At 27.8% G+C, this 14059-nt stretch carries 12 protein-coding genes; 2 read left to right on the forward strand and 10 right to left on the reverse strand.

Annotated features, from left to right (window positions below):
- Positions 1–16 precede the first annotated feature (16 nt).
- The 10 genes from SY27_RS01580 to SY27_RS01625 all read right to left on the reverse strand — a co-directional run bounded on the left by SY27_RS01580 (position 17) and on the right by SY27_RS01625 (position 10888).
- The gene (locus SY27_RS01580) at positions 17–3037 is read right to left on the reverse strand and encodes an amidohydrolase family protein (protein ID WP_045966774.1); all 3021 of its coding nucleotides are present in this window, start codon (positions 3035–3037) and stop codon (positions 17–19) included.
- Between the two features lie 208 nt (positions 3038–3245).
- Positions 3246–3983: a DJ-1/PfpI family protein gene (locus tag SY27_RS01585; RefSeq protein WP_045966775.1), complete on the reverse strand. Its 738-nt coding sequence runs from the start codon at positions 3981–3983 to the stop codon at positions 3246–3248.
- 13 nt (positions 3984–3996) lie between these two features.
- Positions 3997–4437, reverse strand: coding sequence for a carboxymuconolactone decarboxylase family protein (locus tag SY27_RS01590; protein WP_045966776.1), 441 nt, complete (start codon positions 4435–4437; stop codon positions 3997–3999).
- A gap of 65 nt (positions 4438–4502) precedes the next feature.
- Positions 4503–5078: a Crp/Fnr family transcriptional regulator gene (locus SY27_RS01595; protein ID WP_045966778.1), complete on the reverse strand. Its 576-nt coding sequence runs from the start codon at positions 5076–5078 to the stop codon at positions 4503–4505.
- Between the two features lie 129 nt (positions 5079–5207).
- Positions 5208–6233, reverse strand: a complete 1026-nt coding sequence (locus SY27_RS01600; RefSeq protein ID WP_045966780.1) for a TQO small subunit DoxD — start codon at positions 6231–6233, stop codon at positions 5208–5210.
- A 35-nt stretch (positions 6234–6268) separates the two neighbouring features.
- Positions 6269–6631 (reverse strand): hypothetical protein, encoded by a 363-nt coding sequence (locus SY27_RS01605; RefSeq protein ID WP_045966782.1) that lies wholly within the window; start codon positions 6629–6631, stop codon positions 6269–6271.
- A gap of 256 nt (positions 6632–6887) precedes the next feature.
- A complete protein-coding gene (locus SY27_RS01610) occupies positions 6888–7946 on the reverse strand; it encodes a nucleoid-associated protein (protein ID WP_045966784.1) in 1059 nt (352 codons plus the stop codon).
- Between the two features lie 91 nt (positions 7947–8037).
- Entirely contained in the window at positions 8038–8568 is a 531-nt protein-coding gene (locus tag SY27_RS01615; protein WP_045966786.1) for a hypothetical protein, read from the reverse strand.
- An 84-nt stretch (positions 8569–8652) separates the two neighbouring features.
- The gene (locus tag SY27_RS01620) at positions 8653–9567 is read right to left on the reverse strand and encodes a glutaminase (RefSeq protein WP_045966787.1); all 915 of its coding nucleotides are present in this window, start codon (positions 9565–9567) and stop codon (positions 8653–8655) included.
- 94 nt (positions 9568–9661) lie between these two features.
- Positions 9662–10888, reverse strand: a complete 1227-nt coding sequence (locus SY27_RS01625) for a PKD domain-containing protein (protein ID WP_045966788.1) — start codon at positions 10886–10888, stop codon at positions 9662–9664.
- Between the two features lie 151 nt (positions 10889–11039).
- On the opposite strand from SY27_RS01625, the gene SY27_RS01630 reads away from it, so the two are divergent.
- Positions 11040–13193 carry a TonB-dependent receptor gene (locus tag SY27_RS01630; protein ID WP_045966789.1) on the forward strand — a complete coding sequence of 718 codons (2154 nt, stop codon included), beginning with the start codon at positions 11040–11042 and terminating at the stop codon, positions 13191–13193.
- 239 nt (positions 13194–13432) lie between these two features.
- On the forward strand, positions 13433–14059 hold the full coding sequence (locus tag SY27_RS01635; protein WP_045966790.1) for a hypothetical protein: 627 nt from the start codon (positions 13433–13435) through the stop codon (positions 14057–14059).

Genomic DNA, 14059 nt, shown 5'->3' on the forward strand with positions numbered 1-14059 from the left:
GTCTAAATTTAGAAGATTATTGATATTTAGAATGTGCTACTTTACAATTTTCGCCTACAGTATCACAATGATAATGACCAATTTCTTTTTTCTTTGGAGCTTGTGTTTTTAATCCTTTATTTTTAGCTTCGAGTAACTTATTTGTAAGTTCGCTACGTTGTTTTTGAATTGTAGCTAAAGTTTCTTTTTCTTTTTCTAAATCATAAAAAATAATTCCATCTACAATTGTTTTTTCTGCTTTAGCATAAATTGATAAAGGATTGTCTGTCCAAAGTACGATATCTGCATCTTTACCTACTTTTATACTTCCAATTTTATCATCAACTTGTAATAATTTAGCAGGATTTAGTGTTACAAAATTCCAAGCAACTTCTTCTGAAATATTTCCATATTTTACTGCTTTTGCAGCTTCTTGATTTAGTCTTCTTGACATTTCAGCATCATCAGAATTGATTGAAACAACAACTCCTTGTCCATTCATTAATGCTGCATTGTATGGAATTGCATCTTTTACTTCGTATTTATAACCCCACCAATCTGCAAATGTTGAGCCTCCTACACCGTGTTCAGCCATTTTATCAGCTAATTTGTATCCTTCTAAGATGTGCGTGAAAGTTTGAATTTTAAAATTAAAACGATCTGCTAGTTTCATTAGCATATTAATTTCTGATTGTACATAAGAATGACAAGTAATGAAGCGTTTTTTATTTAAGATTTCTCCTAAAACTTCCATTTCAATGTCAAATCGAGGCATTACCTTGTTTTTCGATTTATTTGATTTGTAATCACTCCATTCTTTTTGGTATTCTAATGCTCTTGTAAAATAGTCTTCATAAACTTGTTCAACACCCATTCTAGTTTGTGGAAAACGACCACTTCCCCAGTTTGATTGCTTTACGTTTTCTCCTAATGCAAATTTGATGTATTTAGGAGCGTCTTCTACAATCATTTCTTCTGGTGAATAACCCCATTTTAATTTAATTAGAGCTGCACGACCACCAATAGGATTAGCAGAACCATGAAGTAAATTTGAGGATGTAACTCCTCCAGATAAGTTTCTGTAAATATTAATATCATCAGAGTTTACTACATCTTCGATAGTTACTTCTGCTGAAGAATTTTGTCCTCCTTCATTAACTCCTCTTGATATTGCAATATGCGAATGTTCGTCGATGATTCCAGCGGTTAAATGTTTTCCTGTTGCATCTACAATTTTTGCATTTGATGCGGAAATGTTTTTTCCAATTTTGGAGATTTTCCCATTTTCTATTAAAACATCTGTTTCTGTTAGATTTCCTTCTTTTTCACCTGTCCAAACAGTTGCATTTTTGAATAAAATTTGTTCTTGTTTTGGTTTTTCAGTATTTCCATAAGCAATATTTGGGAATGTAACAGGAATCATTTCAGGTATTTTCTGTTCGTCTTTTTTGTTATCTTTTTTATCTTCTTTTGTTTCTGTTATTTCTTTTTTAACAGCTTTCCAAGTAGTTTCGTTCCCATTTTCTAAGACAGCTTTCCCTTCTAATGTTGTATTGTTTTTAGTCCCAGTTAATCTGAAATAGGCATTTTTAATAGTATCTTTAGATTTAATAACTAAGTTTATCCATGGTTCTTTATAAGTTATTTTAGTTCCATAATCGATACTGTCTTTAGAAGTTTTAGCTTCTAATTTATCTAGTTCACCCGAAATTTTTAAATCAAAAGTATTGTTGTTAAATGTCACGTTATATTCTCCTCGAATATCTTGAACGTTCATTTTGTCAATAATATTTCTTGTTCCTTGAACCCAATTTTCATGAATGGTATTTTTTTCATCAAATAGATCACCTGAAACTATGATAAAATTAGCCCAAGAGTCTTTATTTAATGATCCAATTTGCGTAGATTGATTTAATAATTTTGCAGGAGTTTCAGTCAATGCAGCTAATGCTTTTTCTTTTGGTAAACCATATTGTACTGCTTTTCTTAAATTGGTCAAAAAATCTTTTGCATTTTTATTATCATAAGCTGTTAATACAAAATTAATGTTGTTTTCAGCCAAAATTTTTAAATTGAAAGGAGCTTGATTCCAAAATCTCATATCACTTAAACTAACTTGTTGTGCTAAATATGGATCAGATACATCGTAAGCATCAGGAAAATCTAAAGGAATAATGTATGTTGCTCCTGTATTTTTAATTTCGGTTATTTTTTCAAATTCATTTCCACTTCCTTTGATTAAATAATTTATTCCAAATTCTTTAGCTATTTTACTTGCTCGTAAGCTGTTTAATTTGTCTCCAGCATTGAAAATTTGGATTAAATTTTTATTTGCATTAAAGCTTTCTAATGATAAATCTTTTGTTTTTGAATTTCCTTGTCCATACCATTTTGCATCATGATATACTTGGCGTATTAATGCCATTCCACCCATTAGTGACGATGGATAGCTTTGTTTAGTGAATTTACTTCTATTAAAAGTGAAATGTTGGGAAACTTTCGTGTTTAAAATTCGTTTCGCATTATTATCATCATCATTTAATGTCCAAAGTAAACCTGTTCCTGCAATGATTCCGTCATTGTGATGACTTACTATAGTTCCAAAACCAATTTCACGAAGTGATTCGGCAGATTTGGCATCATATTTTAAATTTTCGTAAGCATTATATTCTGGTTTTATATGATCATTCCAGTAATAACCTTCTCTTTCAGTATCATATTGAGGTGTGAAGTTTCCATTTGGTCTAGGTTGCGGTTTATCAATTCCAAATTCACTATAAATATCAATGAAAGAAGGATAAATTGTTTTTCCAGTAGCATCAATTATAGTTGCATTTTTTGGTAATGTGATGTTTGTTCCTATATCAGTAATTTTCCCATCCTTAAATACTAAAGTAGCATTTTCTAATTTTTGATTGGATGAAACGTATATGGTTGCATTCTTTATTGCAACGTAGTTTTTAAAAGATTGTTTTACACCATCATTTTTTGGGAAGTAATCTTGGGCATTACTCAATAATGATAAGCAAAAAACAACTAAAAGAGTATAAAATCTCATAGATATTATGGTTTAGGTTGTTAGAAGCTTTAAATATAATGAGAATTACTATTTCGGATTTAAAAACGATTTTAATTTTAGTTTTTTTTAACGTTTTAGTTTTTATTTAAGAAAAAACAAGGAATTTGTTAAATTTTATGAATAGATATAAATGAAAAGAAGTTGAGATTATTAATAATTTCAACTTCTTTCTTAAATTATGATCGTTTTATTTTTTCCAATTTTGTAATCGATCAAGGTATAAATAAGATTCAACAAATTTTCTATGCTCTTTATTTGTCATTTTTTCTAATAGTTCTAAAGATGAAATGTAACTGGCTAAATTTCCATTTGAAGAAAGAAATTTTCCATCTTCAATATAGCTTACTAATGAATCGTTCTGCACAATTAGATTAGGATAATTTTTTTGAAGTTCTTTTCCTCCTCCAATCCAAGTTACAATTTTTTTACCATTAGCAATTCCTGATTCTCCTATTAATTGAGCTCCTGCACAATTACTAACTGTGAAATTGGTGTTTTCATTTTGTGTTTTTATAAATGCTATTGTGTTTTTGTTTTTTACTTGACTGCTTACGTCATAGGCACTAGGAACGAATATAACATTTAGTTTTGGAGCATTTTCAAAAGTATAATCGGGTTGGATTTTTAATCCTTCTTCACTAATAATTATGTTTTTATTTTCTGCAATAGTAATTACATTAAAAAGTTTTTTTCCATCAATAGTTGGCTTTGTAAAAACATCTAATGGAGCTGTGACTTCTGTTGTAAGAACGCCATTATACATTAATAATCCTATTGTAGGTAAATTTTCATCGATAGTTTTTAATATTTCTATTTCAGTGTCTTGTTTTTTGATTTCAACAGTTGTGCTGTTTTCTTCTTTTTTTGTATTGCAACTTAATAAGAGTGTTAATATTGTAAAAAGAACAATATTTTTAATTTTCATAATTGTTTAGGTTTTAATTTTCAATTGGTTTATTTGTACTTATTGCAATTCTATTCCAAGTATTAATGGTAATAACTGCAATTATAATTTGAGATAAATAGTTTTCATCAAATATTTTTATTGCTTTTTTATATGTTTCATCAGATAGTCCTTGTTGATGAATTAATGTAATTTCTTCTGTGATTTGTAAGAGTGTTTTTTCTTCTTCTGTAAACAAATCTGTTTCTTTCCATGCGTTTAATAAAAAAAGTCTTTGTTGTGTTTCTCCATATTTTAAAGCATCTTTTGTATGCATATCTATGCAAAATGCACAACTGTTAATTTGGGAAGCTCTTATTTTAATAAGTTCTTTATGTGTGTTACTTAGATTACTTTTTTGGAGATAATTTTCTAATGCGAATATAGCTTTATATGCTTCCGGTTCTATAACATCAATTTGAATTCTTTTTTCCATTTTGTATTGTATTTTAAATTTGATGTAAAGATATTCGCTAATAATAAGAAAAAAGTTAAGCTAGTTTAAGAACGTTTTTTTCGTCTAATTTCGCTAACATATTCTGGTGTTAATCCTAGAAATGATGCTATTAAATATTGAGGTACTTGTTGTATAAATTCTGGAAACTCTTCACTAAATCGAAAAAATATTTCTTCTTTTGAATAATCGAAATGTTTTTTAACTCTCATAATTGAAGCACCATAAGCAATTTGATAAATATTTCTGAAGTAGCCTTCTAAACTAGGAAATTTTATTAATAGTTCATTTTGGTTTTCATAATCTATTGAAAGAATATGAGTGTTTTGAACTGCTTGGATGTAAAAATCGGTTTTTTGTCTATTATATAATGCTAAATAATCGGATAACCACCAATTTTTTATCGCAAATTGTACTGTTTTTTCAATTCCTTTATCATTAATATAATACATGTGTAAACATCCTTCAAGTACAAAATAATTATAATTGCATAGTTCTCCTGCTTTCATTATAATTTCTTTTTTGCTTAATTCTTTTTGATCAAAATAAGAAAGTACTTTTGAGAAATGTTCTTCTTCGAAAGCGATAAATTGGTTTATGTGTTTGTATAATTGTTTCGTCATTTTCAATATTTTATAAAATATTTAAATGGTTTATATTGTTTTATGTGTCAGTTTTAACAAAGATAGATTAAATTTTAAACCTTAGGTTAATATACTTTGCTAACCTAAGGTTTTAATGTTATTTTGAATTTATAATTTAATAATATCAGACCAAGTTGCACCACTAATATCTGTTAAGGTTAAGTGGTATTCTCCTTTTGGTAATGTTGATAATTTTTCTTCTTTTATAAGTAATTTTGCTTTTGCTCCTAGTGGAATTATCATGCTGTGTTTTCCATTTTTAACTTTTGTAACATATTGATTGTGAATGTTCTCTTTTGGGAATTTTGAAAGTGCTTTTCCATCTAATTCTATAATGGAGTTTCTTTTAGAATCTGAAAGATTTATACCAATTAAAAATGAACCATAAACATCGGCACCTTCAACTCTAAATACTTGAAAAGAGAGTGTATTGTTTATTATTTCAGTATGTTTTATTTCGATTTTTGGTTTAACAGATTTGTTATGCAATGTTCCCCAAACTCCTCCATGAAAATATTGATTGGTAAATAATGTGATGAATAAGATGGAAATTGAGCCTATAAGTACTATACGGTGTAATATGTTTAATTTTATTTTTAAGACACCTGAACCTAGCCAATTAAAGTATTTAAAGTTTGTTATTTTAAATTCTTTCTTAAGTAAAAGATAGTCTAAAGAATATTTCCCACTACCTGATAAGAATAATGTAAATCCTGATGCTATTCCTAAAACGCCTATTTGCCATTCATCTAAACAAGTTGTTCCCAACCATCCTGATCCTAATAATATACCCATGGCTAAACTAAAAACACCTATACTCATTAATCGAGTAAAAAGGCCTAGCATTATGCATAAACCAACGATTGCTTCAATAATAGTAAAGGTTGCCATTGCCCACCATAAAGAATCGGGATTGCTTACAAGGTGTTCAATTATAGGTTTTATTAGTAGTGCATTAGGTAGAAAGTGATTAAATTTTTCGCCAATGTATCCTGAAGTTTCTGGATCTAACTTATTTTCTAATATTAATCTTCGCCAGAATGCAGAAAAATAAGTCCAGCCAATAACTAATCGTAATGATAATGTGAAAAGTCCAGCCATATTATATGACTGCAATAATTTTTGATTTTGCATTTTAATGTAATTTTATATAAAAAGATTTTTAAATTTTAAACGGTAATATTTGTTGTTAAAATCATGTATTTTAATCTTTTATATAAAATGTAAAATGGAATAGAAATTTTCGAATTTCTATTTGAGTTTAAGAAAAAAGTATTTGTAAGAAAGTTAAAAGAATAGGAGTGAAAATAATTATATGATTTTAATATAAAATCTTTTTTGATTTCTTTTTTACTTATTTCAATACCAGATTTTTGAACTGCATTTTCCCAAGATGTACAATTACTTGTTTGGGGAATTGTTGCTTTATTTTTGTTTAAAGGTTTAGTGTTTTCTACACCTAATGTTGTTTCTATATGATTTCGAACAGAACAAGGCGCTATTAACAATAAGATTGCCAATAAAGGAATCATTATAGATATAATAGAATTTAGTTTCACCAATTTGTTCATGTATCTGAAATGTGTTTTAACAGTCTAATACTGTTTTTTTTGGAGTTCAAACAAATATAAATCAAATTTTAAATATAGTCAGTTAATTTAAAAATTGTTTTTTGAGATTAAAGGTAAACTTTTACTTTTTCTGATAAAAGGGATTTAATTAACAATATGATATAAAAAAATCCTCAACTATTTCAAATTGAGGATCTATTTAATTTTTATTTAAGGATTAACTTTTTTGTTCTTTGTTGAAGTAAACTAAGTAGTAATACATTTGTTTTTCTTCATCCCAACCTTTTTCTACAAATTTTTCTGCGCTTTCTGGATTTATAAAATCAAGTTTAATTTGTATGTTGGTATCAAGTTGAATAGTATTTTTCATTTTCTTTCTTGCATCTGTTACAGCAGCATTTGCAATTGGAAAACTTGAAACGTCTTCAATACTATATTTTGCTCCTTTGTCTACTTTATAATTTTTAAATTCAGGAATAAATTCAGGATTTTGCATTACTTCATTTAAAAAAGCTGTTTCTTCAAATTCATCATTTTTAGCGAAATGATTTACAGCTCTATTCATAAATAATACTTCTTGTTGTTTATCTTCAGCAGGTAAAACAACATCTTTAGCAAAATCTTGACAAAATTTTAAATATTTCTTTGTCATAAAATTTTCATCTTGAAATACATCTACTGATAAGAAATGTTCTAACCAATAACGAGCGTCATAACGGTTACTATCAACAGTTAAAATTTTGTAACCTTCTTCTTTTTTATGATTAAAGATGATACACCCTTTGTCTAACTTATTTAAATTAATTCCTTGTTGTAATATCATTTCAAGATTACTTCCTTTTTCTTCAAATTGAAGGAAATCACTTTTTATTTCACTTTTGAAAACACCTATTGCATCTACTACATTATTGTCTATTGAAACATTTGTAAAATAAGTTACATATACTTCTCCATTTTTAATATGTGGATGATTTGATTGTTCAAAAAGGTGGTGCGTAATTTTTTTAGAAACAGCATGTATTTCACTAGGGTTCTCAAAAACGCTCGTAGCTAAATTATACATTTCGTTATATTCTAAATCTACTTCGTGTGCAAATTGATAGTAATTTTCTTCTTTTTCACGAAAAGGTTTAAAAAAGTATTCTTTCAATAATGGCATTATTTCATCATTTAAACCATATGGGTTTTCAGATAAAAAAATAGCTTCGTTTCTGCTTTTATTTCCAACTCTGTGAATAGAAAGGTTTTCTATATGTGTATTAAATAAGTTTATCATTATTTTAGAATATAGAACAAAAATAAGAGCATAAGTACGCTTATTTTGTTTCTAATTATTTTTTAAAAGTTATTATCTGTATTTTTAGAAATTAATTCCAGTTTTCTTCAAATCCGAAATCTTCAAAGCTATCATCTCCTTCAAACATATCTAAATCGTCTTCGTCATAATCATCATTAAAATCTGATCCAAAATCATCAGCTTCAAATGATTTGTCAGGAGCATTTGCAGGAATCTGTCCATGAGAAAATAATAATGCAGGATAGGTTTCTCCTTCTTGTTTTTCTTCGATAGCAGCTAATTCAACTAAGAATGTCCACATATTGAAGAAATCATATACATATATAATTTTAGTTTGATATTGATCTAAGTTATCTTCTAAGATAAAATCATTCATTATTCTCATTTCTCCAGGAACATCTCCAGTATCAAATAATGGAATTTCGTCTTCTTGTGTCCAGTTCTCATCACAAGTATAAAAAGCAGCCATTTCGGTGCCATCAAAACCAAAAGCATTTACAATAGCATTATGTAAATCTTCTAGTGTAGCTTCTTTTTCAATTGCAATATCTCTAAAAATATCTTCTTCTGCATCGAGAATAGCTCGGAACTTATAAATCATAATCTTGAAATTTTAGGAAATGCAAAAGTAAGGATTATTTGCGATATAACTTTTTTGAAATAGTTTTTATTCATTAGAATTTATTTAAAAGATTGAAGCTTCGGTAATTGTAGTCAATCGTTCTAATGTTTCTAATCCGTAATAAGAATTTCCTTTTTTGTTTAATTTTGGGCTCCAAACTGCTACAGTATAATGGTTTGGAAAAATAGCAACAACGCCACCACCAACACCACTTTTTCCAGGTAAACCTACTTTAAATGTAAATTCTCCTGCTTGATCGTAAAAACCACACATTTGCATTAATGCATTTATTCGTTTGCATTGACTAGTGGTTAAAAATTGAAATTTACTTTTTGGAACTATTCCATTATTTGCAAATACTTGAAATAATTTAGCTAAATCTTCACAGCTCATTTCTATTGAACATTGATAAAAATAAAAATCCAAAACATCATCTGGGTGATTTTTTATGTTGTTGAATGATTTTATAAAGTTTACTAAAGCTGCATTTCTGTATCCATTTTCTCTTTCAGATTGGGCTACTTTTTCATTATAATTGATGGTATTGTTTTCCGCTAATTCTCTAATAAAAGTTAAAAAATATTCTTTCGGATTTTCGAAATGTTCCAGCATTAAATCGGCAATAACTAAAGCTCCAGCATTAATAAAAGGGTTTCTTGGAATTCCGTTTTCATATTCTAATTGGACTAAAGAATTAAAAGAATTTCCTGATGGTTCAAAACCAACTCTTTTCCATAGTTCGTTTCCTATTTTAGAAAAAATTAATGCTGTTGAAAGTACCTTTGATATACTTTGTATCGAAAAATGTTCGTTTGCATCTCCAGTTCTGTATATATTCTGTTTATTATCTATTAGAGCAATTCCAAATTTATTAGCGTTAACTTTTGCTAATTCAGGAATGTAATCAGCAATATTTCCTTTATCTTTTAATTGCTTCACTTCATCAAAAATGGTATTGATGATTTTTTGGTATTCCATTCTTCTATATTTTAAGTAAAAGTAATAAAATGTATTTTTCTATTTAATGGAGAAGTACTATTTCTTTTATGAATGTAAAATGCAAAAATGATTTTTACTTTTTTATAATTTTTAGTTTTTGATTATGACTCGTAATAATATAGTATATTCCCGTATTTAAGTTTGATATATTGATAGAATAATCCTTACTATTTGATGTATTTTCGTAAACAACTTGTTCTAAAGAATTAATTATTTTGAATGAAAAGTTTTCTCTGTCAGATATGTGTAATACATCAACAAAGGGATTTGGGTATAACATTATTTTATTTGCATGGAAGATTTCATTAGAAAGCGTTCCTATCGTAATTTGTTTAGTAATTGTTTCTTCACAGCCATTTTTTATAGCTTTTAACTGAATCGTTTTTATTCCATTTGATATAAATGTATGTGTTGGATTTTCTTCCGTTGAAGTAGTTCCGTCTCCAAAATCCCATTCTATACTGTCAAAATTTGTAGATTGATTTGTGAAATCTACCGTAAAATTGTTCGTTATTGCATTAAAATCAGCATAGAGATTATAAATGTTAATTACCCAATCTGTTTTATTAGGTAAAACAACTTGGTCAGCAATATCTTGGAAATAAGTTGCATTGGTTTGGGTAATTCCTCCCAAATAATTTGACATACTTACTTCTTCTTGATATATAGCTGCAAACATAGAACAAGCTACTAAATATGAACCATTAAGATTTGGATGAACATCATTATAATTATTATGTAATAATAAATCTTGTTGATTGGTTAAATGCATTCTAGCAGATTCTCCAGCAGGAACGAAAGGGATTTCAAGAGCATTAGCCATTTTTGTTATGGAATCCTTAATTTTAGTTTGTATGCTTTGATAATCATTATAATCAGGTATATTGTTTGTTGCTTTTATGCCATAAGGAATTTCATAAAGAAAAATTTTAGCACATGGGCTATATTTTTTTATAGAATCAATTAATTTTTCACCTCTTTCAATAGTTGTATTAACTGGCCAAGAAGCCCCAGCAGATTCACCTGTTCCAGGTTGTAAGACTACAACATCCCAAATGTTATTTTTAAATAAATTATACACATTATTATCTACATAATGATTCACAAATCCTGTCCCACCTGGAGCATAATATTGTGCTTCAACATTTTTCCCTTTATGGTTCGCAATTTCTTGAAAAAGATTTGGCATATCATTATAGTATGTCATACTGTTTCCTACAAAAAGTACTTTTTCTTGTGAAAAAGAAATTTGAAAAGAAAGAAGAATTATAAATATAGAGAAGTAGTTTTTTAATTTCATAATAGCTTGTTAATAAGTGTTTTGATTTTCAAATGTAATTTTTTTTAAAAGAATGGAAAACATTTCAGTTAAAGAATTCAACAATTGAGTAATTATAAATTTTATAACCTCTGTTTCTGCATCAATTTTGTCTAATCAAAAATGTAAGAAAATGAAAATATTGTTTAGTTTATTAGTATCAATTTTTAGTTTTATTTGTTTTTCACAAACCACTATTTCTGGAAAGATTATAGATGAGTTTGGTACCTCTTTTTCAGGAGCAAATGTCTATATTAAAGGATCTTATGATGGAGCGATTTCCGATGATAATGGGAATTTTAAATTTGTAACAAATGCATCTGGAGAACAAATATTACATATAAGTTTTGTGTCTTATGAAACATTAACTCAAGTAATTGTTATTGAAAATTATAAAGAAAAGACATTTACATTAAGAGAAAATATAAATACGCTCGATGCGGTAGTAGTTTCAGCAGGAACTTTTAAAGCAGGAGATAATAGTAAAGTAACCGCTTTAAAACCTCTTGATATTGTTACTACAGCAGGTTCTGTGGGTAATATAATTGGAGCTTTAGAAACTTTACCAGGAACGCAAACAGTAGGAGAGAGTGGTCGTTTATTTGTGCGTGGAGGAGAATCTGATGAAACGCAAACTTTTGTTGATGGAATTCGTGTGGCTCAACCTTATGGAGCAACAGCAAATAATTTACCAACAAGAAGTCGATTTTCTCCTTTTTTGTTTGAAGGAATGACTTTTTCAACAGGAGGTTATAGTGTAGAATTTGGAAATGCTTTATCTAGTGTTTTATTGTTAAATACTATTGATGAACCAAAACAAAATCAAACCGATATTTCGATTATGTCTTTAGGTGTTGGTTTAGGAAAAACGCAAAAATGGAAGAAAAGCTCATTAACATTTAATACAAGTTATATTAATTTGGCTCCATATCAATTAATTGTTCCTCAAAAGATAGACTGGAATAAACCTGTGCAAGCACTTTCAGGTGAAAGTATCTATAGGCAAAAAATTAAAGATGGATTATTGAAAGTTTATGCTGCTTTTGATTATACAACATTCGATTTAAATCAAGATAACGTTGATTTTTTTACTAAAACCCGATTAGAATTGAAAAACAATAATTTTTATTTTAATACAAGTTATAAAGGATATTTGAATGATAATTTACAATTGCAAACAGGTTTAGGTTTAGGATATGGTCAAAATAAAATTACGATAGTGAATGATGATTTAGAAAATAATGAAAGAGCATTACATTATAAATTAAAACTTCGTCAAACCATTACAAGCAGGATAAAATTGAATGTAGGAAGTGAGTTTTTTTATACTGATTTTGATGAGAATTTTACAAGATTTCAATCAGATAGATTTGATTACGGTTTTAAAAACAACATACTTGCTATTTTTACTGAAGCAGAGGTTTTTTTCTCAAAAAAAATGGCGATGAATGTAGGAATTCGCACATCCAATGCATCAGTTGTACAGCAATATACATTTGAACCAAGACTTTCATTTGCATATAAAATAACAAATAATAGTCAGTTTTCACTTGCTTATGGGAACTTTAATCAAACTGCAAATCAAGATTATTTAAAGTTTAAATCTGATTTAGATTACGAAAAAACAGCTCATTACATATTTAATTATATGTACAACAAAGAAGGGAAAATGTTTAGAGCAGAAGCTTATTTTAAAGATTATAAAGATTTAGTAAAGTATGATGGAATGCAACCAAGCTATTTCAGTAACTATGACAATACAGGAAAAGGGTATGCTAAAGGTATAGACTTATTTTGGAGAGATAGTAAGACAATTAAAAATTTAGATTATTGGATTTCATATTCATTTATAGATTCAAAAAGAGATTATAAAAATTATTTACAAGAAGCTACTCCTAGTTTTATTGCAAATCACAATTTTTCTATTGTAACAAAATATTTTTCTCAAAAATTAAAGTCACAAATAAGTGCTACATATACTTTCAATTCGGGAAGACCTTATAATAATCCAAATAGGGTAGAATTTATGAGTGAGAAAACAAAATCATATAATAATTTAAGTTTAAGTTGGGCATATTTACTTTCACAACAAAAAATACTATTCTTCTCAATAGGTAATATTCTAAACGCTAATAATGTTTTTGGTTATCAGTATACAAATACTCCAGATTTGAATGGTCAATTTCAGAGACAAGCTATAACTCAACCTGCTAATCAATTCTTTTTTGTAGGATTGTTTTGGACAATTAGTGATAATAATAAGACAAATAATTTGGATAATTTATAAAATAGTGATTAGTCCTTAGCGATTAGTAAAAAGCTATTAAAAGGAAGCTTAAAGTAAACAATTTAGATGTTAAATGAATTTCTAAATTCGTTTATTACTAAGGACTAATCACTAAAAAAAGCAATTCATCATCAAAAAACAACAGTTCGGTAATAATCAATTTTAAAATTAGCAGTTCTAACCGAAATTTGTTTCATCAAAATATATAAAATAATATTAACAAATTCAAAATGAAAATCATGACAAAAATTATCACTTTTATTGCACTATTTATAGCTTCAATAGTTTTAGGACAAACAAATTATGAAAAAGGAATGCAAGATGCATTATCACTTTGGAAAAACAAAAAGCCATCAGAAGCAACAGCTATATTAGAAAGAATAGCTTCAGTTGAAGAAGGAAATTGGTTACCAAACTATTATATTGCTTTAATTAATACCACACAATCATTTCGTTATATGGATGACAAATCAAAAGTTAAAATACTTTTAGAAACAGCTCAAAAAGCACAAGACAAGATTAATATAATAGCACCAGATAATCCAGAAGTTTTAGTAATGCAGGCTATGATTCATACAGCTTGGATTGTTTATGATCCAATGGCAAACGGACAAAAGTTATCAGGTGATATTATGTATATTTATAATAAAGCATATAAATTGGCACCAGAAAATCCTAGAGTAGTTTTTAGTAAAGCTGATTTTGAAATGGGAATGGCTTCTTATTTTGGTCAAGATACAAAACCGATGTGTGCTGAAATAGAGAAATCATTAGAACTTTTTGCTAACTTTATCCCTAAAACACCTTTTCATCCAACTTGGGGCTTAGACAGAGCAAATGAAACATCAGAAAAATGCAAAAAATAA

It is taken from the genome of Flavobacterium sp. 316 (assembly GCF_000967805.1).
Classification (GTDB): domain Bacteria; phylum Bacteroidota; class Bacteroidia; order Flavobacteriales; family Flavobacteriaceae; genus Flavobacterium; species Flavobacterium sediminilitoris.

Bases quoted from the DNA above. Each gene is read 5' to 3' on its own strand.
- SY27_RS01580 (WP_045966774.1), bottom strand. From the start codon at position 3,037: ATGAGATTTTATACTCTTTTAGTTGTTTTTTGCTTATCATTATTGAGT.
- SY27_RS01585 (WP_045966775.1), bottom strand. From the start codon at position 3,983: ATGAAAATTAAAAATATTGTTCTTTTTACAATATTAACACTCTTATTA.
- SY27_RS01590 (WP_045966776.1), bottom strand. From the start codon at position 4,437: ATGGAAAAAAGAATTCAAATTGATGTTATAGAACCGGAAGCATATAAA.
- SY27_RS01595 (WP_045966778.1), bottom strand. From the start codon at position 5,078: ATGACGAAACAATTATACAAACACATAAACCAATTTATCGCTTTCGAA.
- SY27_RS01600 (WP_045966780.1), bottom strand. From the start codon at position 6,233: ATGCAAAATCAAAAATTATTGCAGTCATATAATATGGCTGGACTTTTC.
- SY27_RS01605 (WP_045966782.1), bottom strand. From the start codon at position 6,631: ATGATTCCTTTATTGGCAATCTTATTGTTAATAGCGCCTTGTTCTGTT.
- SY27_RS01610 (WP_045966784.1), bottom strand. From the start codon at position 7,946: ATGATAAACTTATTTAATACACATATAGAAAACCTTTCTATTCACAGA.
- SY27_RS01615 (WP_045966786.1), bottom strand. From the start codon at position 8,568: ATGATTTATAAGTTCCGAGCTATTCTCGATGCAGAAGAAGATATTTTT.
- SY27_RS01620 (WP_045966787.1), bottom strand. From the start codon at position 9,567: ATGGAATACCAAAAAATCATCAATACCATTTTTGATGAAGTGAAGCAA.
- SY27_RS01625 (WP_045966788.1), bottom strand. From the start codon at position 10,888: ATGAAATTAAAAAACTACTTCTCTATATTTATAATTCTTCTTTCTTTT.
- SY27_RS01630 (WP_045966789.1), top strand. From the start codon at position 11,040: ATGAAAATATTGTTTAGTTTATTAGTATCAATTTTTAGTTTTATTTGT.
- SY27_RS01635 (WP_045966790.1), top strand. From the start codon at position 13,433: ATGACAAAAATTATCACTTTTATTGCACTATTTATAGCTTCAATAGTT.